The organism is Streptomyces sp. NPDC046900, from assembly GCF_040644975.1.
Taxonomy (GTDB): domain Bacteria; phylum Actinomycetota; class Actinomycetes; order Streptomycetales; family Streptomycetaceae; genus Streptomyces.
Map to the genome: position 1 here is coordinate 179352 of NZ_JBEYXD010000009.1, position 24808 is coordinate 204159.

Sequence of the window (24808 nt, forward strand, 5' to 3'; positions counted from 1 at the left end):
TTCGCCCGCACGGGGCCGTACCAACCGACGAGGAGACGCCGATGGCACCAGCCATCATGCTTGCGGCGGACGCACCCAAGCTGTCGTCCGCCAATACAGGCTTCATGCTCATCTGCTCCGCCCTGGTGATGCTCATGACCCCGGGCCTGGCCTTCTTCTACGGAGGCATGGTCCGCGTCAAGAGCACTCTGAACATGCTCATGATGAGCTTCATCAGCCTCGGGATCGTCACCATCCTGTGGGTGCTCTACGGCTTCTCCATGGCCTTCGGTACCGACAGGGGCTCGGTCGTCGGCTGGACCTCCGACTTCGTCGGCTTCAGCGGCATCGGCAAGATGGACCTCTGGCCCGGCTACACCATCCCGGTCTTCGTCTTCGCCGTCTTCCAGCTGATGTTCGCCATCATCACGCCCGCACTGATAAGCGGCGCCCTGGCGGACCGCGTGAAGTTCTCGGCCTGGGCGATCTTCCTGGTGCTGTGGGTCACGATCGTGTACTTCCCGGTCGCCCACTGGGTCTGGGGCACCGGCGGCTGGGCCTTCGACCTCGGCGTGATCGACTTCGCCGGCGGTACGGCGGTCCACATCAACGCCGGTGCGGCGGCGCTCGGCGTGATCCTCGTCATCGGCAAGCGCGTCGGCTTCAAGAAGGACCCGATGCGTCCGCACAGCCTCCCGCTGGTCATGCTCGGCGCCGGTCTCCTGTGGTTCGGCTGGTTCGGCTTCAACGCCGGCTCGTGGCTCGGCAACGACGACGGCGTCGGACCGCTGATGTTCGTCAACACGCAGATCGCCACCGCGGCCGCCATGCTGGCCTGGCTCGCCTACGAGAAGATCCGCCACGGTGCGTTCACCACGCTGGGTGCCGCCTCCGGCGCGGTCGCCGGTCTGGTCGCCATCACCCCGTCCGGCGGTGCGGTCTCCCCGCTCGGCGCGATCGCCGTCGGCGCCATCGCCGGTGTCGCCTGCGCCGCGGCCGTCGGCCTGAAGTTCAAGTTCGGCTTCGACGACTCGCTCGATGTGGTCGGCGTCCACATGGTCGGCGGAATCATCGGCTCCCTGCTCATCGGCTTCTTCGCCAGCGGCAAGGGCCAGTCCGCGGTCAAGGGCCTCTTCTACGGCGGCGGCCTCGACCAGTTCTGGAAGCAGTGCGCCGGCGTCTTCGCGGTCCTCGCCTACTCCCTCGTCGCCTCCGCGATCCTGGCCTTCCTCCTCGACAAGACCATCGGGATGCGGGTCCCCGAGGACGAAGAGGTCTCCGGGATCGACCAGGCCGAGCACGCCGAGACCGCATACGACTTCAGCGGCGCCGGTGGCGGTGTCCTCGGGAGCGTCGCCTCGGCCCTCACCGCCGCGCAGACCAAGAAGGTGGACGCATGAAGCTCATCACCGCCGTCGTGAAGCCGCACCGGCTCGACGAGATCAAAGAGGCCCTCCAGGCCTTCGGAGTACATGGTCTGACGGTCACCGAGGCGAGCGGCTACGGTCGGCAGCGGGGACACACCGAGGTCTACCGGGGTGCCGAGTACACGGTCGACCTGGTCCCCAAGATCCGTATCGAGGTACTGGCCGAGGACGACGACGCCGAACCGCTCATCGATGTCATCGTCAAGGCGGCTCGTACCGGCAAGATCGGAGACGGCAAGGTCTGGTCCCTCCCGGTCGAGACGGCCGTCCGGGTCCGGACCGGCGAGCGCGGCCCCGACGCGCTGTAAGGCACCGAGGAACAGGAGTCGCCGGGTGACGAGTACGGACGTGCGTACGGGTGCAGAGGGCTCGGGACCCAGAGGCTACGCGGCGGCCCGGCTGCGCCTCCTCCAGGAGGGGGCGCAGTCCGGGCCGTCGCGCCGTTCGGCCCTGGCCGCACTGACCGACGGCTGGCTGGCCGAGCTGTTCACCGCGGGTGTCGAGGGCCTGCGCGGTGTCTCCCTGGTCGCCGTCGGGGGATACGGCCGCGGCGAACTGTCGCCGCGCAGCGACCTCGATCTGCTTCTGCTGCACGACGGCGGCGACAGCAAGGCGGTCGCCGCCCTCGCGGACCGCATCTGGTACCCCGTCTGGGATCTGGGCCTCGCCCTCGACCACTCCGTACGCACCCCGTCCGAGGCCCGCAGGACCGCGGGCGAGGACCTCAAGGTGCAGCTCGGCCTGCTGGACGCACGGCACCTGGCGGGCGACCTCGGGCTGACCGCGGCCCTGCGGACGGCCGTCCTCGCCGACTGGCGCAACCAGGCCCCCAAGCGCCTGCCTGAGCTACAGGAACTGTGTGCCGAACGGGCTCGGCGCCAAGGTGAGCTGCAATATCTGCTGGAGCCGGACCTCAAGGAGGCCCGGGGCGGGCTGCGCGATGCCACCGCCCTGCGCGCGGTCGCCGCCTCCTGGGTCGCGGACGCCCCGCGTGAAGGCCTGGCGGACGCCCGGCGCCGGCTGCTGGACGTACGGGACGCGCTGCACCTGACCACCGGGCGCGCCACCGACCGGCTGGCTCTGCAGGAGCAGGACCAGGTCGCCGCCGACCTCGGCCTGCTGGACGCCGACACGCTCCTGCGCCGGGTGTACGAGGCGGCGCGGGTCATCTCGTACGCGAGCGATGTGACATGGCGTGAGGTGGGCCGTGTCCTGCGGTCACGCGCGGTGCGGCCTCGGCTGCGGGCCATGCTGGGCGGTGGCAAGCCCGTCGCGGAGCGGTCCCCGCTGGCCGAAGGCGTGGTGGAACAGGACGGCGAAGTGGTGCTCGCCCGGGCCGCGCGCCCTGAGCGGGATCCCGTGCTGCCCCTGCGCGCCGCCGCTGCCGCCGCCCAGGCCGGCCTCCCGCTCTCCCTGCACGCCGTACGCCGTATGGCCGCCACCGGCCGCCCGCTGCCGACGCCCTGGCCCGCCGAGGCCCGGGAACAGCTCGTCACCCTGCTGGGCTCCGGCCGCCCGACCGTCGAGGTCTGGGAGGCACTGGAGGCCGAGGGGCTGATCAGCCGTCTGCTGCCCGACTGGGAGCGCGTGCGCTGCCGCCCCCAGCGCAACGCCGTGCACATCTGGACCGTCGACCGGCATCTGATCGAGACCGCCGTACGCGCCTCCGAGCTGACGCGCCGGGTCGGCCGCCCCGACCTCCTCCTGATCGCCGCGCTTCTGCACGACATCGGCAAGGGCTGGCCCGGCGACCACTCCGTGGCGGGCGAGATCATCGCGCGGGACGTGGCGACGCGCATCGGTTTCGACCGCGACGACGTCGCCGTGCTCGCCGCGCTCGTACGCCACCACCTGCTGCTCGTCGACACGGCCACCCGGCGCGACCTGGAGGATCCGGCCACGGTGCGCTCGGTCGCCGAGGCCGTCGGCTCGCAGAGCACGCTGGAACTGCTGCATGCGCTGACCGAGGCGGACGCCCTGGCCACCGGCCCCGCCGCCTGGTCGTCCTGGCGGGGCGCGCTCGTGAACGACCTGGTCAAGCGGGTCTCGGCGGTGCTGGCCGGCGACGACCCCGCCGCCCCGGAGGCGGCCGTGCCCACCGTCGAGCAGGAGCGGCTCGCCATCGAGGCGTTCCGTACGGGCGGACCGGTGCTCGCTCTGCGTGCACAGCCCGAGCCGCCGTCCGAGGAGCGCTCCGGCGAACCGGAACCTCTCGGCGTGGAGCTTCTGATCGCCGTACCGGACCAGCCCGGGGTGCTGCCCGCGGTGTCGGGTGTGCTGGCGATGCACCGCCTCACCGTCCGCACGGCGGAGCTGCGCGCCCTGGACCTGCCGGACGGTGTCCACGAGGGCTCGGTCCTGCTGCTCGACTGGCGGGTCGCGGCGGAGTACGGCTCGCTGCCGCAGTCCGCCCGGCTGCGTGCCGACCTCGTACGGGCCCTGGACGGTTCCCTGGACATCGGCGCACGCCTCGCCGAGCGGGACGCGGCCTACCCCCGCCGCCGGGGCGTGCTGGCGCCGCCGCCCCGGGTCACGATCGCCCCCACGGCCTCCCGGCACGCCACGGTGATCGAAGTACGCGCCCAGGACGCACCGGGGTTGCTGTTCCGGATCGGGCGGGCACTGGAGAAGTCGGGCGTACGGGTGCGCAGCGCGCATGTCAGCACCCTGGGCGCGAACGCCGTGGACGCCTTCTATGTGACGACTGCCACGGATACGCCGCTGCCGGGGGAGGACGCGGCCACGGTGGCACGGATGCTGGAGGAGACGCTGCGGGCCTGAGGCCTGGCCGGTTCCACCGGCCCGGGAGCGGGCCCCCGGCCTGCTCTTCCGTCGGCGGGGATGATTTGCCCGCCGGTCCGGATACCCTGGAGGACAGCCCAGAACGCCCCCGACTCCGAGGACCGACGCCGCCGTGTTCGACACCCTCTCCGACCGCCTCAGCGCGACTTTCAAAAACCTCCGCGGGAAAGGCAGGCTCTCCGAGGCGGACATCGACGCCACAGCGCGCGAGATCCGCATCGCGCTCCTCGAAGCGGACGTGGCGCTGCCGGTCGTCCGGACCTTCATCAAGAACGTCAAGGAGCGCGCCCTCGGCGCCGAGGTCTCCCGGGCCCTGAACCCCGCCCAGCAGGTCCTCAAGATCGTCAACGACGAGCTGGTCACCATCCTCGGCGGGGAGACCCGTCGCCTCCGGTTCGCCAAGCAGCCCCCGACGGTGATCATGCTGGCGGGTCTGCAGGGTGCCGGTAAGACGACCCTCGCGGGCAAGCTCGCCAAGTGGCTCGAGGAGCAGGGCCACTCCCCGCTGCTGGTCGCGGCCGACCTCCAGCGCCCGAACGCCGTGAACCAGCTCAGCGTCGTCGCCGAGCGCGCGGGCGTGGCCGTCTTCGCGCCGGAGCCGGGCAACGGTGTCGGCGACCCGGTCAAGGTCGCCAGGGACTCCATCGACTTCGCCAGGACCAAGGTCCACGACATCGTGATCGTGGACACCGCCGGCCGCCTCGGCATCGACCAGGAGATGATGCAGCAGGCCGCGGACATCCGGGACGCGGTCTCGCCCGACGAGATCCTCTTCGTCGTCGACGCGATGATCGGGCAGGACGCCGTCAACACGGCCGAGGCCTTCCGGGACGGCGTCGGCTTCGACGGTGTGGTGCTCTCCAAGCTCGACGGCGACGCCCGCGGTGGTGCGGCTCTGTCGATCCGCCAGATCACCGGCAAGCCGATCATGTTCGCGTCGAACGGTGAGAAGCTCGAGGACTTCGACGCCTTCCACCCGGACCGGATGGCCTCCCGCATCCTCGACATGGGTGACCTGCTCACCCTGATCGAGCAGGCGGAGAAGACGTTCAGCCAGGAAGAGGCCGAGAAGATGGCCTCCAAGCTGGCGTCCAAGAAGGGCCAGGACTTCACCCTGGACGACTTCCTGGCCCAGATGGAGCAGGTCAGGAAGATGGGCTCCATCTCCAAGCTGCTCGGCATGCTCCCGGGCATGGGCCAGATCAAGGACCAGATCAACAACCTGGACGAGCGGGACGTCGACCGCACGGCCGCGATCATCAAGTCGATGACTCCGGGCGAGCGCCAGGAGCCGACGATCATCAACGGCTCGCGCCGGGCCCGTATCGCCAAGGGTTCGGGTGTCGAGGTCAGCGCGGTCAAGAACTTGGTCGAGCGCTTCTTCGAGGCGCGCAAGATGATGGCGCGCATGGCCCAGGGCGGCGGCATGCCCGGTATGCCGGGGATCCCGGGCATGGGCGGCGGCCCCGGCCGCAGCAAGAAGCAGCCGAAGAAGGCCAAGGGCAAGCAGCGCTCCGGCAACCCGATGAAGCGCAAGCAGCAGGAGCAGGAGGAGGCCGCGCGTCGCGCCGCCGCGGCCGAGGGCGGCGCCTTCGGCCTGCCGCAGCAGAGCGATCAGGAGTTCGAGCTGCCGGACGAGTTCAAGAAGTTCATGGGCTGACTTCCACGGCGGTCCACGGGGCCGTACGAGGCTGAGGGCGTCCCTGTCGCAGGGGCGCCCTCAGCGCGTGCCGGGGCCTTCTGGGTGCCGTACCGTCCGATATATGACGAATGCCGCGCCACCACGCAAGACCCCGGACAAGCCGTGGCGCACCGAAGGCACTCCGGAGGAGTCATCCCGGCGATCCGGCGGCAGAAAACCCCCGGGCGGCTGGTGGAGTCTGGCCGCCGCCGCAGTGATCGTCTTCGTCGTCGCCTACGCCGCCCTCACCTACTTCACCGCGGCCAATCAGCCGACGATCTCGTACACGGAGTTCAGCAGGCAGCTCGGCAACGGCAACGTCTCCAAGGTCTACTCCAAGGGCGACGCGATCCAGGGACAGCTGAAGATCGCGCAGCCGAACCCGGGCGGTGGGAAGTACACCAAGTTCAAGACGCAGCGCCCCGCCTTCGCCGACGACAGGCTCTGGCAGAACCTGACCAAGCACCATGTCACGGTGACCGCCCAGCCGGTCGTGCAGGAGCGCAGTTTTCTGTCCAACCTGCTCATCTCACTGCTGCCGCTGCTGATCCTGGTGGCGGTGTGGGTCTTCATCGCGCGGCGGGTGCGGACCGGGCTGGGCGGCCCGGGCGGCATGCTGGGCCGCAGGGCGCCCCCCAAGCCCGTCGAACTGCAACCGGGCAAGCTACGCACCACGTTCGCCGATGTGGCCGGGATCGACGAGGTCAAGGGCGAGCTGAGCGATGTCGTCGACTTCCTCAAGAACCCGGACGCCTACCGCAGGATGGGCGCCAAGATGCCGCGCGGCGTGCTGCTGACGGGCCCGCCGGGCACCGGCAAGACTCTCCTGGCACGGGCGGTGGCCGGCGAGGCGGGCGTGCCGTTCTTCTCCGCCTCGGCCTCCGAGTTCATCGAGATGATCGTGGGCGTCGGCGCCTCCCGGGTCCGCGAGCTGTTCGCCGAGGCCCGCAAGGCGGCCCCGTCGATCATCTTCATCGACGAGATCGACACGATCGGGCGGGTGCGGGGCGGCGGGGCGTCGCTGGGTGGCCATGACGAGCGCGAGCAGACGCTGAACCAGATCCTCACGGAGATGGACGGTTTCACCGGTTCGGAAGGCGTGATCGTCATCGCGGCCACGAACCGGGCCGACGTCCTGGACCCGGCACTCACCCGGCCCGGCCGCTTCGACCGGGTGGTCACCGTCTCACCGCCGGACCGCGGCGGCCGCGAGGCGATCCTGGGGATCCACACACGCGAGATGCCTCTCGCTCCGGACGTGGACCTGCCCCAGGTGGCCCGGATGACCCCGGGCATGACGGGTGCCGAACTGGCCAACCTCGCCAACGAGGCGGCGCTGCTGGCGGTCAAGCGGGGCCAGCAGCAGATCATGCAGCAGGACTTCCTGGAAGCCCTGGAGAAGGTGCAGCTCGGTGCCGAACGCTCGCTCCTGCTGCCCGAGGAGGACCGCCGGCGCACCGCGTACCACGAGAGTGGACACGCCCTGCTGGGCATGCTGCAGCCCGGCGCGGACCCGGTGCGCAAGGTCACGATCGTGCCGCGCGGCCGGGCGCTCGGGGTGACGCTGTCGACCCCCGAGGTGGAGAAGTACGCGTACTCCGAGGAGTACCTGCGGGGCCGCATCATCGGCGCCCTCGGCGGCATGGCGGCGGAGGAGGTGGTCTACGGAGTCATCACCACGGGATCCGAGAGCGACCTGGAACAGGTCACCAACATCGCCCGCGGCATGGTCGCCCGCTGGGGCATGAGCGAACGGGTGGGCCGCTTCTCGGCTCTGCCCAGCGACGCCCAGCAGGCGTACGGCCTCTCCGCGGCGCCGCACACGCTGGATGTGATCGAGAGCGAGATGCGCAGCATCGTGGACCAGTGCTACGCCGAAGCGTGCCGCAAGCTCGAGGAGCACAGGGGCCAGCTGGACGCTCTCGCGGAAGCCCTCCTGGCCAACGAGACCCTGGACGAGGCGCAGGCGTACCGCATCGCCGGGGTCCTGCGCCTGGGCAAGGACGACTGAGCGCCCGCGGAGCCGGCAGGGCGCGCTCGTCTAGGGGACGCGCACGATCAGGTAGCGGAACACATTCGGCATCCACACCGTGCCGTCGGCCCGCAGGTGCGGGTGCAGCGCCTCGGCCAGCTCCTTGTCCACCTGTTCCCGGTCCGTGGCGGCGATCGCCGCGTCGAAGAGCCCCGTCGACAGCATCCCGCGTACCGCGCTGTCCAGGTCGGCGTACCCGAAGGGGCAGGCGACCCGCCCCGATCCGTCCGGCCGCAGCCCGCAGCGCTGCGCCGCCTCCTCCAGGTCGTCGCGCCGGGCCGGGTGCCGGCCGCCCGCGCCGTCCTCGGGATCGGCCAGTTTCCTCGCCAGGCCGAGCGCCGGCGACGTGCTGCACCGCTCCGGCGGGCCCCAGCCGGTGAGCACCACGGCCGCACCGTGCTCGGCGAGCGGCTTCGCGTCCGTGAGCCGGCCCGCGAGGACCGCACCGTCACCGGCGGCGGCTCCGATCGGCTCGAAGGCGGTCAGCAGGTTGTACGCCGGCGCTCCGGGGGCGGGCGCCGCGTCCCGCGGGGAGCCGTCGACGATCCGGGTGCCGGCACACGCGCGCGTGCCCGGCGTCCGCGGGAGCAGCCGCTCCCGGGCGAGTGCCAGGCGTTCGCGGGCGCCGCTGTCGACACCGGTGACCGAGGCGCCCCGGGAGGCGGCCATCAGCAGGGCGAGACCGGCACCGCACCCGAGCCCGAGCAGCCGTGTCCCGGAGTCCACTTCGAGCCGCTCGTACACGGCTTCGTAGAGCGGCACCAGCATCCGCTCCTGGATCTCCGCCCAGTCACGCGCGCGTGCACTCCGGTCCACGCGGGGAGTCGCTCCCGCGTGGGGGATGTGCTGTCGCACGAGAGTAGGTGTCATCGAAAGCGCCTCATTCCGCCGAGAGTTGTCGCTGCGTCCGTTTCCTTCAGCCCCCGTGATGCGCGCTTGTGCTCCCCCCGAGTCCCCCCGTATGCCAGGTAACTCCGCGCCCGTCGTGGCGTCCAGGGGGTGCGGAGGACTCCTTGTGAGCCGTCCGTGCGCCCCCTCCACCCCGGGTGACAAATTCATTCACGGCGCGCGGAGGTGTCCCCGTACCATCGCGCCATGGCAAAGGCACCCGTTCTCACACCCCGGGCGGACGACTTCCCGCGCTGGTACCAGGACCTGATCAACAAGGCCGAACTGGCCGACAACGGGCCGGTGCGCGGCACCATGGTCATCCGACCGTACGGGTACGGACTGTGGGAGCGGATGCAGGGCGAGATGGACGCCCGCATCAAGGAGACGGGCACCCAGAACGCGTACTTCCCGCTGCTGATCCCGCAGTCGTACCTCACCAGGGAGGCCGACCACGTCGAGGGGTTCGCGCCCGAACTCGCGGTGGTCACCCACGGCGGCGGCAAGGACCTCGAAGAACCCGCCGTGGTCAGGCCCACCTCCGAGACCATCATCAACGACTACTTCGCCAAGTGGATCCAGAGCTACCGCGACCTGCCGCTGCTGATCAACCAGTGGGCCAACGTGGTGCGTTGGGAGCTGCGGCCCCGCCTGTTCCTGCGCACCTCGGAGTTCCTGTGGCAGGAGGGCCACACCGCGCACGCCACCTATGAGGAGGCCCGCGACTTCGCCGCCCACATCCAGCGGAACGTCTACGGGGACTTCCTGGAGAACGTCCTCGCGATCGACTTCGTGTCCGGCCGCAAGACGGTCAGGGAGCGCTTCGCCGGCGCGATCAACACCTTGACGCTGGAAAGCATGATGGGCGACGGCAAGGCCCTCCAGATGGTCACCAGCCATGAGCTGGGCCAGAACTTCGCCAAGGCGTTCCACACCCGCTACCTGTCGAAGGACGGCACGCAGGAGTACGTCTGGCAGACCTCCTGGGGCTCCACCACCCGCATGATCGGCGCGCTGGTCATGACACACGGCGACGACGACGGACTCCGCGTCCCGCCGCGCCTGGCGCAGATTCAGGCCGTTGTCCTCGCGATCAAGGACGACGACGCGGTTCTGGCCAAGGTCCGCGAGCTCGGCGACCGGCTCAAGGAGGCCGGGATCCGTGTCCAGGTGGACGACCGCACCGACACCCCCTTCGGCCGCCGCGCCGTCGACTGGGAGCTCAAGGGCGTGCCCGTCCGCATCGAGATCGGCCCCCGCGACCTGGAGAACGGCACGGCGATGCTGGCCCGTCGCATCCCCGGGGGCAAGGAGCCGGTGGCGCTCGAGTCGATTCCGGGGCTGCTTCCGGGGATCCTCGAGGAGGACCAGGCGCTGCTCCTGACGCAGTCGCGGGAGCGCCGCCTGTCCCGTACGGCGGAGGTCTCGACGATCGACGAGGCCGTCGAGGCGGCGGTCGCCGGCGGCTGGGCCCGCATTCCGTGGTCCGTGCTCGGCGAGGACGGCGAGGCCAAGCTGGCCGAACACGCCGTGACCGTACGCTGTCTGGTCACCGAGGACGGGGCGGTTCCCGACGCGGACGACGCACCGGGTAACGTCGCGGTCGTCGCGCGCGCTTATTGAGGTAAGAGACCGAAACACCTCTTGCGCATCGGCAGACCCCAGCTGCCCCGGCGTGCGCGGTTCACCTACGCGTCGGCGCGTAGTGGTCGCTACGCACCGGCTTGGTATGAGCTGTGAGGCTTCTCCGCAGATCAGCGCACCCGCCCTCCTCCGGACGCATCAGTGCCAACTGACGGGTAAGTGCAAATTATTTGGGATGCCCCGGAATAGGAACACGGGAGCACTCAGGCTCGTTGTCATTACGTGAGCACGACACCACCTGTTCTCGCCGCAGAGCTGGCGCAGGCGTGGGCCGACATTCAGCGGTACCACCCCGAGCTGCCCGATCTTGCCGCGCCCGAGTCCCTGATCGGAGAGTCCTCGTCCGCATGCGGGCACGAACTCTCTTTCGAGCGACTGCTCCATGAGGCAGTCCATGGCATCGCCGCTGCCCGCGGTGTACGCGACACCTCCCGTGCCGGCCGATACCACAACCGCAGATTTCTCGCCATCGCCGAGGAGCTGGGCCTGGACCACCCCGAGGAACCGCACCCGAGCAGCGGTTTCTCCCTGGTCACGCTCAATCCCGAGGCAAAGCGCCGCTACCGGCCGACGATCGAGCGGCTCCAGCGCGCGCTGAAGGCCCACACGGCAGCCACCGCCGCGGACACGGCCCGCTCGTTCCGGGGCCCGGCCGCCCGCCACGGCTCCTCCGGCGGCGGCGTCCGCGTCAAGGCGGTCTGTGACTGCGGCCGCAACGTCCGCGTCGTCCCGTCGGTCCTGGCACAGGCCCCGATCGTGTGCGGCGGCTGCGGAAAGCCCTTCCGCATCCCCGAGCCGGTGGGGGCCGCGGCGAGCTGATCAGACGGCTGCTCGTGGCGGCCGTACCTCAGCTTCGTACGCGGTCGTGATCGGCTGCGGGCCCATGCGGCATGCCGCATGGCGGGCGTGACAGCACCCGGTGAGCGTCGGGTGGCGCGGCGACGCGCGGGAGTCCCCGGCGCCGGGTGTGTCTCTGTCATGCCCAGGTGCCACGGCCGTGGCCCCCGGCAGTGTGTGGCACAATGGCTAGCTGTACTCGACAGCCGCACAGGACCCCTCTCTCCTCCGGCTGACGCGTCCATCGGGCACTCGGGTACCGCAACCCCACGCGGCAATCTCGCCGTGCCCAACCACGTCAAATCCAGGAGAACCCACTCCCGTGGCAGTCAAGATCAAGCTGAAGCGTCTGGGCAAGATCCGTTCGCCTCACTACCGCATCGTCGTCGCCGACTCCCGCACCCGCCGTGACGGCCGGGCGATCGAGGAGATCGGCAAGTACCACCCGACGTACAACCCGTCGGTGATCGAGGTCGACGCCGAGCGCGCGGCGTACTGGCTCGGTGTCGGCGCCCAGCCGACCGAGCCCGTGCTCGCCATCCTGAAGAAGACCGGCGACTGGCAGAAGTTCAAGGGCGAGCCCGCCCCGGCGCCGCTGCTGGTTGCCGAGCCCAAGGCCACGCGTCCGACGTTCGAGGCTCTCGCCGGTGACGACGAGGGCAAGGGTGAGGCGATCACCCAGAAGAAGAAGGCCGAGAAGAAGGACGAGGCCGCTGCCGAGTCCGCTTCTTCTGAGTCGACCGAGGCCTGAGCATGCTCGAGGAGGCTCTCGAGCACCTCGTGAAGGGCATCGTCGACAACCCTGACGATGTGCAGGTGGCCTCGCGCAACCTGCGCCGTGGACGTGTGCTCGAGGTCAGGGTCCATCCCGACGACCTCGGGAAGGTGATCGGTCGTAACGGCCGCACCGCACGCGCCCTGCGCACCGTCGTGGGTGCCATCGGCGGCCGCGGCGTCCGTGTCGACCTCGTCGACGTGGACCACGTCCGCTGACGCTTTCGCAACCGGCTCGGGCCGGGGAGGGCCAACTGGGCCGTCCCCGGCCCGCGGTCGTTACGACAGGAGATCTTCACAAGTGCAGCTGGTAGTCGCACGGGTCGGCCGCGCCCACGGCATCAAGGGCGAGGTCACCGTGGAAGTACGCACCGACGAGCCCGAGCTCAGGCTCGCACCCGGCGCCGTACTGGCCACCGATCCCGCGTCCGCGGGCCCGCTCACCATCGAAACCGGCCGGGTGCACAGCGGCCGGCTGCTCCTGCGCTTCGCGGGCGTCCAGGACCGGAACGCCGCCGAAGCCCTCCGCAACACGCTTCTGATCGCGGAGGTGGACCCGGACGAGCTCCCCGAGGGCGAGGACGAGTACTACGACCACCAGCTGATCGACCTCGACGTCGTGACGCGGGACGGCGTGGAGGTCGGCCGGATCACCGAGATCTCGCACCTGCCCTCCCAGGACCTGTTCGTGGTGGAGTGCCCGGACGGGAGCGAGGTGCTGATCCCCTTTGTCGAGGAGATCGTCACCGAGATCGATCTCGAGGAGCAGCGCGCCGTCATCGACCCGCCGCCGGGCCTGATCGACGACCGCGCGGAGATCGCGTCCGCCAGGGAGTCCGAGGGCCAGACGGGAGAGCCGTCCGGAGAAGAGGCGTAATGCGGCTCGACGTCGTCACGATCTTCCCCGAGTACCTGGAACCGCTGAACGTCTCCCTGGTCGGCAAGGCACGCGCGCGTGGGCAGCTGAACCTCCAGGTGCACGATCTGCGCTCGTGGACGTACGACCGCCACAACACGGTCGACGACACGCCGTACGGCGGCGGCCCGGGCATGGTCATGAAGACCGAACCCTGGGGTGACGCCCTCGACGACATCCTGGCCGACGGATACGAGACGGGTGCCTCGGCCCCCGCTCTGATCGTCCCCACACCCAGCGGCCGTCCCTTCACCCAGGAACTCGCCGTGGAGCTCTCCGAGCGCCCGTGGCTGGTCTTCACGCCCGCCCGCTACGAGGGCATCGACCGCCGTGTCATCGACGAGTACGCGACCCGGATACCGGTGTACGAGGTGTCCATCGGCGACTACGTCCTGGCCGGCGGCGAGGCTGCGGTCCTGGTCATCACCGAAGCGGTGGCCCGGCTCCTGCCGGGAGTCCTCGGCAACGCCGAGTCGCACCGGGACGACTCCTTCGCGCCCGGCGCGATGGCGAACCTCCTGGAGGGTCCCGTCTACACCAAGCCGCCCGCCTGGCGCGGCCGGGGCATCCCCGAGGTGCTGCTCAGCGGTCATCACGGCAGGATCGCCCGCTGGCGCCGGGACGAGGCACTGAAGCGCACGACGGCCAACCGGCCCGACCTGATCGAACGCTGCGATCCGACGGCCTTCGACAAGAAGGACCGCGAGATGCTCTCCATCCTGGGCTGGGCACCCGATCCCGACGGCGCACCGCACGGCCGATTTTGGCGCAGGCCGCAGCACGTGGAAGAATAGGCGGCTGCTGTCCGCGTCCGGCGTGCGCCCCTGCCACAGGGGGACACGACGTCCGCCCCGACCCGGACGGCGATTCTTACCGAGAACCTACGTACCGCCGATGACCTGTGGCATCGGTGAAGAAAGCAGACGACATGTCTCACCTGCTCGACTCCGTCGACTCCGCTTCGCTGCGCAGCGACGTCCCGGCCTTCCGTCCGGGTGACACGGTCAACGTCCACGTCCGCGTCATCGAGGGCAACCGCTCCCGTGTGCAGCAGTTCAAGGGTGTGGTGATCCGCCGGCAGGGCTCCGGCGTGCGCGAGACCTTCACGGTCCGCAAGGTCTCCTTCTCCGTCGGCGTCGAGCGCACCTTCCCGGTGCACACCCCGATCGTGGAGAAGATCGAGCTCGTCACCCGCGGTGACGTGCGCCGCGCCAAGCTGTACTACCTGCGCGACCTGCGCGGCAAGGCGGCGAAGATCAAGGAGAAGCGCGAGAACTGAGCGCTTCGGCGAGCGAACCGCAGGAGCGCCCCGGCGTCGGGCACGAACGCAGACAGGCCCGCAGGGCTGAGCACGTTCGGCCTCCCGGCACCGGCTTCAGCACCCCTGAGGTGAGTGAGCCACCACATGGGGGTCCACAGCGAGGCCGGATAGCATCTGGCCCCGATGGACACCCGAGCACAGCACACGGAGCGCGACCGCTCCTCCAGCCCCGCCGGTTCCGAGGCGAACTCGGACACAGCGGGCCAGGAGGGACGGTCGCGCTTCGCGTTGCCGTCGCAGGTGATCGACCGGGTGCCAGGCGGGCGGGTCACCCTGACCGTGCTGATCTGCCTGCTGTTCCTCCTCGCGCTCAGCGCGTTCGTGACCCAGCCGTTCGACATCCCCAGCAGGTCGATGGAGCGCGGATTGAGGGTTGGGGACCGCGTGCTCGTAAATAAGTTGGCGTACCGTTTCGGATCGAAGCCGCAGCGGGGTGACGTCGTCGTCTTCGACGGCACCGGGTATTTCGGGAGCGCCGACTACGTCAAGCGGGTAGTAGGTGTGGGGGGAGACCAGGTGGTCTGCTGCGACAAGGAGGGGAGACTCGAGGTGAACGGCCGGCCGGTCGACGAGTCGTCGTTTCTGTACCCCGGCAACAGCCCGTCCGACGTCCTCTTCGACGTCGTGGTGCCGGACGGCACACTTTTCGTGCTGGGCGACCACCGCAGCGACTCCAGTGACTCCCGCGACCACCTGGGCTCGCCCGGCGGCGGAATGGTCCCCGTCGGCGCCGTGATAGGCAGGGTCGACTGGGTCGTGTGGCCCTCCGCGCACTTCAGGCACATCACCCGTCCCGGCACCTACGCGCGTGTACCGTCCCCGGCGGACGGTGCCCATGGGTAACCGCGGCAAGCCGCGCGGCGTGCCGGCCGACACCGGCCTGCAGAACCTACTGCCCACCGGTTCACGGCGCGCCTCGGCAGGCACCCCCACCGGGCGCAGCCGGGCCGAGCGGCGCAAGCTCCAGCGCAAGGTCAAGCGCAAGAGGAGGCGCTCCGCCGTCAAGGAGATACCTCTCCTGGCCGGTGTCGCCGTCCTCATAGCCCTCGTCCTGAAGACCTTCCTCGTGCAGGCCTTCGTGATCCCGTCCGGATCCATGGAGAACACGATCCAGATCGGCGACCGCGTCCTCGTCGACAAACTGACACCGTGGTTCGGTTCCAAGCCGCAACGCGGCGACGTGGTGGTCTTCCGTGACCCCGGCGACTGGCTCGCGGGCGAGCAGACGGCCAAGAAGAACGACCCGGTGGGCATCAAGCAGTTCAAGGAGGGGCTCACCTGGATAGGTCTGCTGCCCTCCGACAACGACAAAGATCTGATCAAGCGGGTCGTCGCCGTCGGCGGGGACACGGTCAAGTGCTGTGACGCCCTGGGGCATGTCACCGTCAACGGCGTGCCGCTGAATGAGCCGTACATTCACCCGGGGAACAAACCTTCCGACTTCTCGTTCTCGGTGACCGTTCCCCCGGGCCGGCTGTGGGTCATGGGCGATCACCGCGCCAACTCGGCCGACTCGCGTTACCACCGCACCGAGGCGTTCAGCGGTACTGTTTCGGAGAAGTCCGTCGTCGGCCGCGCCATGGTCATCGCCTGGCCGATCGGGCACTGGACACGCCTGAAAGAGCCTGACACTTACGCGTCGGTCCCGGGCGGGTCGAACACCGCGCTCGGTCTGTCGCATAGGGTGGCCTCCGCGGATCGATACGGATTGATCCCCCTCCCGAGCCCTGCGGAACTCCCGCTCGTTATGGGAGTGGTGGGCCTGCGTCGACTGGGGCGCCGGCGGCGATATGGACTGAGGAGTGGATGTGGGGGATTTGGCGGTCGGCGCACGGTCCGGGCACGAGGGCCCCGAAGAGCGGCCGGAGCGACCCGACGAGACGGCCCCCCCGGCGGCGGAGGACCGCATCGGCTCCGGGAGTGAGTCCTATGACGGCGGCGATACACGGGATGGCGACGGGCAGCCTCCTCAGGAGCCGAAGAAGCAGCGCTCCTTCTGGAAGGAGCTCCCGCTGCTCATCGGCATCGCGCTGGTTCTCGCGCTGCTGATCAAGACGTTCCTGGTGCAGGCGTTCTCCATCCCCTCCGACTCGATGCAGAACACGCTCCAGCAGGGCGACCGCGTCCTCGTGGACAAGCTGACCCCCTGGTTCGGCTCCCAGCCCTCCCGCGGCGAGGTCGTCGTCTTCCACGACCCGGACAACTGGCTGGCGGGCGAGCCCACCACCAACCCGAACGCCCTGCAGACGGCCCTGAGCTGGATCGGCCTGATGCCGTCGGCGGAGGAGAAGGACCTCATCAAGCGGGTCATCGGCGTCGCCGGCGACACCATCGAGTGCAAGGGCACCGGCCCGCTGCTGGTCAACGGCAAGGCGCTGAACGAGCCGTATGTGTACCCCGGCAACACCCCGTGCAGCGTCGACGACCAGGGCGGCCAGTTCAAGGTCATGGTTCCGCCGGGCAAAATTTGGGTCATGGGTGACCACCGGCAGAACTCGCTGGACTCCCGCTACCACCAGCAGGACCAGTACCAGGGCTTCGTGCCGGTCGGGAACGTCGTGGGCCGGGCCATCGTGGTCGCCTGGCCGCCCACCCGCTGGGACACGCTGCCGGTCCCGGACACCTTCGACCAGGGCCTGAGCGTGGCGGCCCCGGGGGCGCTCGGGCTGACGGGCGCGGTGCCGCTGGTGCTCTGGCGCAGGCGCCGGATCACCGCGAGCCTTACCGCCGGAAACCCCAGGGTTTCTGGCAGCGGTACCGCCCGGTAGGGTGCCGTCCCAGATCGCCGATCTTCCGTGGCCCGGTGCGGGCCACGGGATCGAATCTCCGACTTGGGGAGCACTGGGATGAGCGGGACTGGTCGTACGGAAGAAGGCCGCGGACGGCTCGGCAACACACTGTCGGGACTGGCCGTGGCCCTCGGCTGTGTGCTCTTCCTCGGCGGATTCGTCTGGGGTGCGATCGTCTACAAGCCCTACACGGTGCCGACCAACTCCATGACGCCCACCATCGCCGCCGGTGACAGGGTGCTCGCCCAGCGTGTCGACGGGGCCGACGTCAAGCGCGGCGACGTCGTCGTCTTCAAGCAGAAGAGCTGGGGCAACATGCCGCTGGTCAAGCGGGTCGTGGCGATCGGCGGCGACACGGTCGCCTGCTGCACCGACGGCAAGCTGACCGTCAACGGCAAGGAGATCCAGGAGCCGTACCTCCCCAAGGGCTCCGCCGCCGAGTACAAGACCATCCCGACCATCACGGTCCCCAAGGACCGGCTGTTCCTCCTCGGTGACGAGCGCAGCGGGTCCCTGGACTCCACGGCGCACCTCACGGAGGCCTTCAACGGCACGGTGGCGCGCAGCGGCGTGGACACCCGGGTGGACGCCGTGGTGTGGCCGATGAACGGCATGCTGGTGCGCCCGACCGGCTTCCAGGCACTGGGCCCGATCTCGTCGCCCGGACCGCTGCGGCTGATCGTCGGAGCGATCGTGGCGGGCGCGGTGCTGGTGATGGTGGGTGCCGCCTACGGCCCGATCGCGAAGCTCGCGAGCCGCGGGCGCAGCACCCCCCGGAGGGAGCTGGCCGGTGTCCGCTGAGCCGGCCGCGGGCGGGCTGCGCAAGGTGGCCCGAGTGGTGCTGCTCGATCCCCGGGACCACATTCTGCTGCTGCACGGGCACGAGCCGGACGACCCGGCCGACGACTGGTGGTTCACGCCCGGCGGCGGCCTCGAGGGCGACGAGACGCGCGAGCAGGCCGCGCTGCGTGAGCTGGCCGAGGAGACCGGCATCACGGACGTCGAGCTGGGCCCGGTGCTGTGGCAGCGGATGTGCTCGTTCCCTTTCGCCGGCCGCCGCTGGGACCAGGACGAGTGGTACTACCTCGCCCGTACGACCCGAACGGCCCTGGTCACGGCCGCAACGGGCCTGACGGAGCTGGAAAAGCGCAGTGTGGCCGGTGCACGGTGGTGGTCGTGCGGGGAACTGGCCGAGGCGCATGAGACGGTGTATCCGAAGAGACTCGCCGAGCTGCTGCGGACGCTGCTCGACGAGGGTCCCCCGGCCAGGCCCGAGATCCTCGATACAGAAATCGTCTAGAGGCGCACGGGACTGGCGCACAATGGTGGGATCGCACGGTTGAAGGGGAACATGCCATGAGCGCCGAGGACCTCGAGAAGTACGAGACCGAGATGGAGCTCAAGCTCTACCGGGAGTACCGCGATGTCGTCGGTCTGTTCAAATACGTGATCGAGACCGAGCGGCGCTTCTACCTCACCAATGACTACGAGATGCAGGTGCACTCCGTACAGGGCGAGGTGTTCTTCGAGGTGTCCATGGCGGACGCCTGGGTCTGGGACATGTACCGGCCTGCTCGCTTCGTGAAGCAGGTTCGGGTCCTCACGTTCAAGGACGTGAACATTGAGGAGCTGAACAAGAGCGATCTGGAGCTCCCGGGCGGCTGAAGGCAGCGGCCGCTGTCGGCGTAAGGGGGGCCGTCTGTCGCCGTGCGGGTGGGGATCTTGTCCTCGGCCGCCACGGTGGCGGTGAAGGCTGCCCTCGCGAGGTGACGGGGGGAGTCGCACCTGCGAGGTGATGGAGTTGTCGCACCCGCGAGGTGACGGAGATGCCGCACCCGCGAGGGTGACGGTGTTTTCCACAACCTGTGACTTGTCCACCAAGATCTACTTCGTGACGGCGGATGCGTGACGGTTGGCGCCGGAGGTGGTGCCGACATGAACACGCATCAGTCACGCAGTGCACTCGGCAGGTACGGAGAAGAGCTCGCCGCCCGGCGGCTGACGGCGGCCGGGATGACGGTCCTGGAGCGCAACTGGCGCAGCGGCAGGAGCGGCGAGATCGACATCGTGGCCAGGCACGGCGACGTCCTGGTCGTGTGCGAGGTCAAGACGCGCAGGGGCGGCCGCTTCGAGCATCCGATGGCCGCCGTCACACCGGTGAAGGCCCAGCGGCTGCGTGACCTCGCCGAGCGCTGGATCCAGATGCACGGAGGGGCACCGCCTGGCGGGGTGCGGATCGACGTGGTCGGTGTCGTCCTGCCCGAGCGCGGCGCCCCCGTGGTCGAGCACGTGCGGGGGGTGACGTGATGGGCTTCGCACGTGCGTGCTCCGTGGCCCTGGTCGGCGTGGAGGGCGTGGTGGTCGAGGTCCAGGCCGACCTGGAACCCGGCGTGGCCGCGTTCACCCTGGTCGGTCTGCCCGACAAGAGCCTGACGGAGAGCCGGGACCGGGTGCGGGCCGCGGTGGTCAACTCCGGAGGCGAGTGGCCGCAGAAGAAGCTCACGGTCGGGCTCAGCCCCGCCTCCGTACCGAAGGCGGGCAGCGGTTTCGACGTCGCCGTCGCCTGCGCGGTGCTCGGCGCCGCGGAGCGGATCGACCCCCGGGTGCTCGCCGACATTGTGATGATCGGCGAGCTCGGCCTGGACGGGCGGGTCCGCCCGGTCCGGGGGATCCTGCCGGCGGTACTGGCCGCGGCGGAGGCGGGTTACGAGCAGGTGGTCGTGCCGGAGTGCGCCGCTGCCGAGGCCTCCCTCGTGCCCGGAGTGTCCGTACTGGGTGTGCGCAGTCTGCGCCAGTTGATCGCCGTCCTCGCGGACGAGCCCGTGCCCGAGGAGGAGCCGGACGAGCCGGGCCGCCCCGACCCGCTCCTCGCCGGACTGCGCGCACCGGGCGCCGAGGCGGTCACCGGGATCCATGGCGCGGGTGCCCCGCAACACGACCAGGGCCACGACCTCGTCGACGTGGTGGGCCAGATCGCGGCCCGTACGGCGGTGGAAGTGGCCGCGGCCGGAGGGCACCACCTGTTCCTGGAAGGGCCGCCGGGCGCCGGAAAGACGATGCTCGCAGAGCGTCTGCCGGCCGTCCTTCCCCGACTCGGCAGACAGGAGTCGTTGGAAGTCACCGCCGTGCACTCGGTGGCGGGCCTGCTGCCACCGGGCAAGCCGCTGATCGACATCGCCCCCTACTGCGCCCCGCACCACTCGGCCACCATGCAGGCACTCGTCGGCGGTGGTCCCGGCATCGCCCGGCCGGGTGCCGTGTCCCTCTCCCACCGGGGCGTTCTGTTTCTGGACGAGACACCCGAATTCAGCAGCCGGGCCCTGGACGCGCTGCGCCAGCCCCTGGAGTCCGGCCACGTCGTCATCGCCCGCAGCGCCGGTGTCGTGCGGTTCCCGGCGCGGTTCCTGATGGTGCTCGCGGCCAACCCGTGCCCCTGCGGCCGCTTCTCGCAGCGCGACAGCCTGTGCGAGTGCCCGCCCTCGGCCATCCGCCGCTATCAGGCCCGGCTCTCCGGCCCGCTCCTGGACCGGGTCGACCTGCGCGTCGAGGTGGACCCGGTCACCCGGGCCGAACTCACCGGGGGCGGCGCTCGGGGCGAGACCACCGCGAGGGTCGCCGACCGGGTCCGTGAGGCCAGGGAGAGGACGGCGGCGCGTCTGGCGGGCACACCGTGGCGGACCAACAGCGAAGTCCCCGGGCGGGAGCTGCGCAGCCGCTGGCACGCCGCGAGCGGCGCGATGGACGAGGCCGAGCGCGGCCTGGAGAGGGGCGTTCTCACAGCCCGGGGGCTCGACCGTGTGCTGCGGGTCGCCTGGACCGTCGCGGACCTCCTGGGCCACGACAGGCCGAGTGCTACGGACGTGGCACTGGCCCTGCAGCTGCGCACCGGGGTCCCCCACGGGGTCCCCATGGCCATCGGGGCACTGACGTGAGCGCGGGCGGCGCCCCGGACGGTGAGTGCCTCACCCGGATCTTCCTCAGCCGGGTCGTCGAGCCCGGGGACGAGGCCGCGGGCCGCTGGCTGCGGGAGCGCGGCGCCGAGGAGGTGGCCCGGCGTCTGCGGGAGGGCGGACAGCGGCTTCCGGGTGTGAGCGAGAAGCGGTGGGCCGGGCTGCGGGCGCGGGCCGAGCGGGCGGAGCCGTTGCGGGACTGGGCCGCGGCCCGGGAGGCGGGGGTGAGATTCGTGCACCCGGGAGCGCCCGAGTGGCCCGCCCAGCTCGACGACCTCGGGGACGCCCGACCGGTCGGGCTCTGGGTGCGTGGACTGCCCAGTCTGCGGATATGGGCCCTGCGGTCCGTCGCCGTCGTGGGCGCCCGGGCCTGCACGGAGTACGGGGCGCACATGGCGGCCGCCCTCGGCGCGGGGCTCGCGGAGCGCGGCTGGGTGGTCGTCTCCGGCGGCGCGTACGGCGTGGACGGGGCCGCTCACCGGGGCACCCTCGCGGCCGGCGGCGCCACCGTCGCGGTGCTGGCCTGCGGAGTGGACCGGCCCTATCCGCGCGGACACACCGAGTTGATCAGCAGGATCGCTCAGCAGGGGCTGGTCATCGGGGAGTTGCCACCCGGGGAGCATCCGACGCCGAGCCGATTCCTCCTCAGGAACCGCGTGATCGCGGCGCTCACCCGGGGCACGGTGGTGGTCGAGGCGGCCTACCGCAGCGGGGCGCTGGTCACGGCACGGGCGGCGCAGCGGCTCGGCCGGTACACCATGGGCGTGCCGGGACCGGTCACCAGCGCACTCTCGGCCGGTGTCCATGAACTTCTGCGCGGGGACGCCGTGCTCGTCTCCGACGCCGCCGACGTGGTCGAACTGGTCGGTGACATGGGCGAACTGGCACCGGACCGGCGCGGCCCCGTACTCCCTCGTGACCTGCTGGAACCTGCCGCCCGGCGCGTTCTGGCGGCGCTACCCGCACGCAGCGCGACATCGGTGTCCGAAATTGCGCGCGACGCACAAACGACCGAGGACGACGCGGTCGCGCGACTGTACGAACTCCGATCACTTGGTTTCGTCGAACGACACGACGACGGCTGGAAGTTGACACGCCAGGCCGTTGAAACCCCCCGACAAGATCGCGGCCGGTGCTGACCGAGCGTGTTCGGCCGTCCGGGCGACCCCCGACAGCCTTGGCAGTTCCCGTAGTTGACCCTTTCCGGCGATCACACAGGGCGACGCGCTCGGTTGCGGAAGGCGCCCCTCCGCGCCCGTTCGCGCACGGGTGATCCCCCATCCTTCGCACACTGCGACGCCGCAGTCACGCTACGCTCACGAGGATCCCGACTCAGACAGGCATCTCGACATCAGACCGACAGCTCACCCAGGCAACCCCAGTTCACTGCAGAACGGCACAAGGCGACGAATGCCCCAGCACACCTCCGGGTCCGACCGGGCGGCGCTTCCCCCAGCCGCCCGTGACGGCGGCAGCGTGCGCCCGCCCGCTCCCTCGACGCTCGACGAGTTGTGGCGGTCGTACAAGGAGACGGGGGACGAGCGGCTGCGGGAGCAGCTGATCCTGCACTACTCGCCTTTGGTCAAGTACGTGGCCGGCCGGGTGAGCGTGGGGCTGCCGGCCAATGTGGAACAGGCTGACTTCGTCTCCTCCGGGGTCTTCGGGCTGATCGACGCGATCGAGAAGTTCGACATCGACAGGGAGATCAAGTTCGAGACGTACGCGATCACGCGGATCCGTGGCGCGATGATCGACGAGCTGCGGGCGCTGGACTGGATCCCGCGGTCGGTGCGGCAGAAGGCGCGCAGCGTGGAGCGGGCGTACGCGACGCTGGAGGCCCGGTTGCGGCGGACGCCGTCCGAGGTCGAGGTAGCGGAGGAGATGGGGATCGGTGTGGAGGAGCTCCATGCCGTCTTCAGCCAGTTGTCGCTGGCGAACGTGGTGGCCCTGGAGGAGTTGCTGCACGTCGGGGCCGAGGGGGGCGAGCGGCTGAGCCTGATGGACACCCTCGAGGACACCGCCGCCGACAACCCGGTGGAGGTGGCCGAGGACCGGGAGCTGCGCCGGTTCCTGGCGCGGGCGATCAACACCCTGCCCGACCGGGAGAAGACCGTGGTCACGCTCTACTACTACGAAGGGCTCACTCTCGCCGAAATCGGCAATGTGCTCGGGGTGACGGAGAGCCGGGTGAGTCAGATCCACACGAAATCGGTGCTGCAGCTGCGGGCCAAGCTGGCGAGCTTCGGGCGCTGAGACAGCACCCCTTGGCGCGGCGTCCTCCGCGTAGACAGCCCACCGACCTGCGGAATCAGTCCGTGGGCGGCCCTGGCGGGCGGAGCCTGGGAGCAGGGCACATGGCGGGTGTGCTCCCGTCGGCGGCGGTCCGTCCGTACAGTGGTTGACGTGCCAAGGATTCGAGCGGCCTCCGTGGCCGAGCACCGGTCGATGCAGCGAGCCGCCCTGCTGGACGCGGCGCGGTCCCTGTTGTCCGAGGGGGGTACGGAGGCGCTGACCTTCCCGGCCCTCGCCGAGCGGACGGGCCTGGCGCGGTCCTCGGTCTACGAGTACTTCCGCTCCCGCGCGGCCGTCGTCGAGGAGCTGTGCGCGGTCGACTTCCCCGTCTGGGCGGCCGAGGTCGAGGCGGCGATGGCTGCGGCGGACGGGCCCGAGGCGAAGATCGAGGCCTATGTGCGGCGGCAGCTGGCGCTCGTGGGGGACCGGCGGCACCGCGCGGTGGTGGCCATCTCCGCGAGCGAACTGGACCCCGGGGCGCGCGACAAGATCCGGGCGGCGCACGGCGGGCTCGTCACGATGATCGGCGACGCTCTCGGCGAGATGGGACACCGTGAACCCCGGCTGGTGGCGATGCTGCTCCAGGGCGTGGTCGACGCGGCGGTGCGGCGTATCGAGCTGGGCGCCGCCGAGGATCCGGCCGCCATCACGGAAGCGGCCGTCGCGATGGCCCTGCGGGGCGTCCAGGGCTGAGCGCGGCGCCGGGCACGGCATCGGCAGCCAGGAGAGCGAACCCGCGACTACGGGACGGCACCTGAACGGGTGTGCCCTCTGCTAAGGCACCGACTGTCAGGGCGTGCTCCCGGCTACGAAACGGCACCCGAACGGGCGTGCCCCCGGCTACGGCACAGGCATCTCGTCCACCCGTAGCAAGCGGGACGGTCCGGTCCGCAGCAGCCAGGGCGGCAGCAGGGACAGGGGGTTGAGGTAGGCCTCCCCTCTGCGCAGGCCCCAGTGCAGGCAGGGTCCCGCGCAGTGGGCGGTCGGCGGTTCCAGTACGCCCAGTACCTCACCCGGCTCCACCTCGTCGCCCTCGTGCACCGATGCGCGTACGGGCTCGTACGTCGTCCGCAGCGGCGGGTCGCCGGTCCCCGCCAGGTCGACGGAGACGACGCCCCGCCCGGCCACCCGCCCGGCGAAGGCGACCCGGCCGCCCGCCACCGCCCGTACCGGATCTTCCGCGGCCGCCGCCAGGTCGACGCCCCGGTGACCCGGGCCGTACGGATTCGCCGGTGGGTCCCAGCCCCGCAGGACCACGGGGTGGACGCCCACCGGCCAGACCCGGGCGACGGCCGGCACCGGCGCGCCGGGGTCCGGTGCGGGTGTGGTGGCCGGATACCGCGGGCCTGGCTCGTCCGCCCGCGCGGCCGGCGCCCCAGCGCACACCGTCATCATCAGCAGCACCGCAGACCAGGTCCGCAGGCATCGTTCCGCTCGCATGCGAATACCGTCCCGCACACCGCGTGATCATGGCCG

The 24808-nt window shown here is 70.6% G+C and carries 25 protein-coding genes; 23 read left to right on the plus strand and 2 right to left on the minus strand.

The genetic code is table 11. The features are described 5' to 3' along the window. Positions 1–41: 41 nt before the first annotated feature. From ABZ904_RS12455 to ftsH, 5 genes are all read left to right on the plus strand, one after another. Positions 42–1379, plus strand: coding sequence for an ammonium transporter (locus tag ABZ904_RS12455; RefSeq protein ID WP_359397161.1), 1338 nt, complete (start codon positions 42–44; stop codon positions 1377–1379). Beyond that, complete coding sequence (locus ABZ904_RS12460) at positions 1376–1714, plus strand: P-II family nitrogen regulator (protein ID WP_359397163.1); 339 nt, start codon at positions 1376–1378, stop codon at positions 1712–1714. The genes ABZ904_RS12455 and ABZ904_RS12460 overlap by 4 nt, the downstream gene beginning before the upstream one ends. Positions 1715–1739: 25 nt before the next feature. Beyond that, complete coding sequence (locus ABZ904_RS12465) at positions 1740–4187, plus strand: [protein-PII] uridylyltransferase (RefSeq protein WP_361822844.1); 2448 nt, start codon at positions 1740–1742, stop codon at positions 4185–4187. 133 nt (positions 4188–4320) lie between these two features. Next, positions 4321–5868, plus strand: a complete 1548-nt coding sequence (gene ffh, locus ABZ904_RS12470; protein ID WP_360998383.1) for a signal recognition particle protein — start codon at positions 4321–4323, stop codon at positions 5866–5868. Between the two features lie 103 nt (positions 5869–5971). Next, the gene (gene ftsH, locus ABZ904_RS12475; RefSeq protein WP_359397171.1) at positions 5972–7900 is read left to right on the plus strand and encodes an ATP-dependent zinc metalloprotease FtsH; all 1929 of its coding nucleotides are present in this window, start codon (positions 5972–5974) and stop codon (positions 7898–7900) included. A gap of 30 nt (positions 7901–7930) precedes the next feature. On the opposite strand, the gene ABZ904_RS12480 is transcribed toward ftsH, so the two are convergent. Then, positions 7931–8791 (minus strand): SAM-dependent methyltransferase, encoded by an 861-nt coding sequence (locus ABZ904_RS12480; protein WP_360998385.1) that lies wholly within the window; start codon positions 8789–8791, stop codon positions 7931–7933. 225 nt (positions 8792–9016) lie between these two features. Between ABZ904_RS12480 and proS the strand changes: the two genes are divergently transcribed. From proS to ABZ904_RS12570, 18 genes are all read left to right on the plus strand, one after another. Continuing rightward, positions 9017–10432 carry a proline--tRNA ligase gene (gene proS, locus ABZ904_RS12485; RefSeq protein ID WP_359397173.1) on the plus strand — a complete coding sequence of 472 codons (1416 nt, stop codon included), beginning with the start codon at positions 9017–9019 and terminating at the stop codon, positions 10430–10432. 243 nt (positions 10433–10675) lie between these two features. Beyond that, positions 10676–11272 carry a hypothetical protein gene (locus ABZ904_RS12490; protein ID WP_360998386.1) on the plus strand — a complete coding sequence of 199 codons (597 nt, stop codon included), beginning with the start codon at positions 10676–10678 and terminating at the stop codon, positions 11270–11272. Between the two features lie 340 nt (positions 11273–11612). After that, positions 11613–12041, plus strand: coding sequence for a 30S ribosomal protein S16 (gene rpsP / locus ABZ904_RS12495; protein ID WP_359397178.1), 429 nt, complete (start codon positions 11613–11615; stop codon positions 12039–12041). 2 nt (positions 12042–12043) lie between these two features. Then, the gene (locus ABZ904_RS12500; protein WP_003973401.1) at positions 12044–12283 is read left to right on the plus strand and encodes an RNA-binding protein; all 240 of its coding nucleotides are present in this window, start codon (positions 12044–12046) and stop codon (positions 12281–12283) included. Between the two features lie 82 nt (positions 12284–12365). Then, positions 12366–12941 carry a ribosome maturation factor RimM gene (gene rimM, locus ABZ904_RS12505; protein WP_359397180.1) on the plus strand — a complete coding sequence of 192 codons (576 nt, stop codon included), beginning with the start codon at positions 12366–12368 and terminating at the stop codon, positions 12939–12941. Continuing rightward, positions 12941–13774 carry a tRNA (guanosine(37)-N1)-methyltransferase TrmD gene (gene trmD, locus ABZ904_RS12510; protein ID WP_360998387.1) on the plus strand — a complete coding sequence of 278 codons (834 nt, stop codon included), beginning with the start codon at positions 12941–12943 and terminating at the stop codon, positions 13772–13774. Before rimM ends, trmD begins: the two co-directional genes overlap by 1 nt. A 134-nt stretch (positions 13775–13908) precedes the next feature. Further along, a complete protein-coding gene (rplS, locus tag ABZ904_RS12515) occupies positions 13909–14259 on the plus strand; it encodes a 50S ribosomal protein L19 (protein ID WP_128380949.1) in 351 nt (116 codons plus the stop codon). Positions 14260–14424: 165 nt separating this feature from the next. Further along, complete coding sequence (gene lepB, locus ABZ904_RS12520; RefSeq protein WP_360998388.1) at positions 14425–15144, plus strand: signal peptidase I; 720 nt, start codon at positions 14425–14427, stop codon at positions 15142–15144. Further along, positions 15137–16225 (plus strand): signal peptidase I, encoded by a 1089-nt coding sequence (gene lepB / locus ABZ904_RS12525; RefSeq protein WP_359397187.1) that lies wholly within the window; start codon positions 15137–15139, stop codon positions 16223–16225. The genes lepB (ABZ904_RS12520) and lepB (ABZ904_RS12525) overlap by 8 nt, the downstream gene beginning before the upstream one ends. Then, on the plus strand, positions 16110–17069 hold the full coding sequence (lepB, locus tag ABZ904_RS12530; protein WP_359397192.1) for a signal peptidase I: 960 nt from the start codon (positions 16110–16112) through the stop codon (positions 17067–17069). The genes lepB (ABZ904_RS12525) and lepB (ABZ904_RS12530) overlap by 116 nt, the downstream gene beginning before the upstream one ends. 78 nt (positions 17070–17147) lie before the next feature. Next, on the plus strand, positions 17148–17891 hold the full coding sequence (lepB, locus tag ABZ904_RS12535; RefSeq protein ID WP_359397195.1) for a signal peptidase I: 744 nt from the start codon (positions 17148–17150) through the stop codon (positions 17889–17891). Then, complete coding sequence (locus ABZ904_RS12540; RefSeq protein WP_359397198.1) at positions 17881–18390, plus strand: NUDIX hydrolase; 510 nt, start codon at positions 17881–17883, stop codon at positions 18388–18390. The genes lepB (ABZ904_RS12535) and ABZ904_RS12540 overlap by 11 nt, the downstream gene beginning before the upstream one ends. Before the next feature lie 56 nt (positions 18391–18446). Then, positions 18447–18755, plus strand: a complete 309-nt coding sequence (locus tag ABZ904_RS12545; protein WP_003965949.1) for a DUF2469 domain-containing protein — start codon at positions 18447–18449, stop codon at positions 18753–18755. 240 nt (positions 18756–18995) lie between these two features. After that, positions 18996–19397, plus strand: coding sequence for a YraN family protein (locus ABZ904_RS12550; protein WP_360998389.1), 402 nt, complete (start codon positions 18996–18998; stop codon positions 19395–19397). Then, the gene (locus ABZ904_RS12555; RefSeq protein WP_361822854.1) at positions 19397–21022 is read left to right on the plus strand and encodes a YifB family Mg chelatase-like AAA ATPase; all 1626 of its coding nucleotides are present in this window, start codon (positions 19397–19399) and stop codon (positions 21020–21022) included. Before ABZ904_RS12550 ends, ABZ904_RS12555 begins: the two co-directional genes overlap by 1 nt. Beyond that, positions 21019–22179, plus strand: a complete 1161-nt coding sequence (gene dprA, locus ABZ904_RS12560) for a DNA-processing protein DprA (RefSeq protein ID WP_359397200.1) — start codon at positions 21019–21021, stop codon at positions 22177–22179. Before ABZ904_RS12555 ends, dprA begins: the two co-directional genes overlap by 4 nt. Before the next feature lie 271 nt (positions 22180–22450). After that, positions 22451–23293: an RNA polymerase sigma factor WhiG gene (gene whiG, locus ABZ904_RS12565; RefSeq protein ID WP_359397202.1), complete on the plus strand. Its 843-nt coding sequence runs from the start codon at positions 22451–22453 to the stop codon at positions 23291–23293. 174 nt (positions 23294–23467) lie between these two features. Further along, positions 23468–24025 (plus strand): TetR/AcrR family transcriptional regulator, encoded by a 558-nt coding sequence (locus ABZ904_RS12570; protein ID WP_359397244.1) that lies wholly within the window; start codon positions 23468–23470, stop codon positions 24023–24025. Positions 24026–24172: 147 nt separating this feature from the next. Here the strand turns inward: ABZ904_RS12570 and ABZ904_RS12575 are convergent, their stop codons facing one another. Further along, positions 24173–24772 (minus strand): M23 family metallopeptidase, encoded by a 600-nt coding sequence (locus ABZ904_RS12575; protein WP_360998408.1) that lies wholly within the window; start codon positions 24770–24772, stop codon positions 24173–24175. Positions 24773–24808 lie beyond the last annotated feature (36 nt).

Bases quoted from the DNA above. Each gene is read 5' to 3' on its own strand.
- ABZ904_RS12500 (WP_003973401.1), top strand. From the start codon at position 12,044: ATGCTCGAGGAGGCTCTCGAGCACCTCGTGAAGGGCATCGTCGACAAC.
- proS (WP_359397173.1), top strand. From the start codon at position 9,017: ATGGCAAAGGCACCCGTTCTCACACCCCGGGCGGACGACTTCCCGCGC.
- lepB (WP_359397187.1), top strand. From the start codon at position 15,137: ATGGGTAACCGCGGCAAGCCGCGCGGCGTGCCGGCCGACACCGGCCTG.
- ABZ904_RS12480 (WP_360998385.1), bottom strand. From the start codon at position 8,791: ATGACACCTACTCTCGTGCGACAGCACATCCCCCACGCGGGAGCGACT.
- lepB (WP_360998388.1), top strand. From the start codon at position 14,425: ATGGACACCCGAGCACAGCACACGGAGCGCGACCGCTCCTCCAGCCCC.
- trmD (WP_360998387.1), top strand. From the start codon at position 12,941: ATGCGGCTCGACGTCGTCACGATCTTCCCCGAGTACCTGGAACCGCTG.
- rplS (WP_128380949.1), top strand. From the start codon at position 13,909: ATGTCTCACCTGCTCGACTCCGTCGACTCCGCTTCGCTGCGCAGCGAC.
- ABZ904_RS12455 (WP_359397161.1), top strand. From the start codon at position 42: ATGGCACCAGCCATCATGCTTGCGGCGGACGCACCCAAGCTGTCGTCC.
- ABZ904_RS12575 (WP_360998408.1), bottom strand. From the start codon at position 24,772: ATGCGAGCGGAACGATGCCTGCGGACCTGGTCTGCGGTGCTGCTGATG.
- ABZ904_RS12545 (WP_003965949.1), top strand. From the start codon at position 18,447: ATGAGCGCCGAGGACCTCGAGAAGTACGAGACCGAGATGGAGCTCAAG.
- lepB (WP_359397195.1), top strand. From the start codon at position 17,148: ATGAGCGGGACTGGTCGTACGGAAGAAGGCCGCGGACGGCTCGGCAAC.
- ftsH (WP_359397171.1), top strand. From the start codon at position 5,972: ATGACGAATGCCGCGCCACCACGCAAGACCCCGGACAAGCCGTGGCGC.
- whiG (WP_359397202.1), top strand. From the start codon at position 22,451: ATGCCCCAGCACACCTCCGGGTCCGACCGGGCGGCGCTTCCCCCAGCC.
- ABZ904_RS12460 (WP_359397163.1), top strand. From the start codon at position 1,376: ATGAAGCTCATCACCGCCGTCGTGAAGCCGCACCGGCTCGACGAGATC.
- ABZ904_RS12555 (WP_361822854.1), top strand. From the start codon at position 19,397: ATGGGCTTCGCACGTGCGTGCTCCGTGGCCCTGGTCGGCGTGGAGGGC.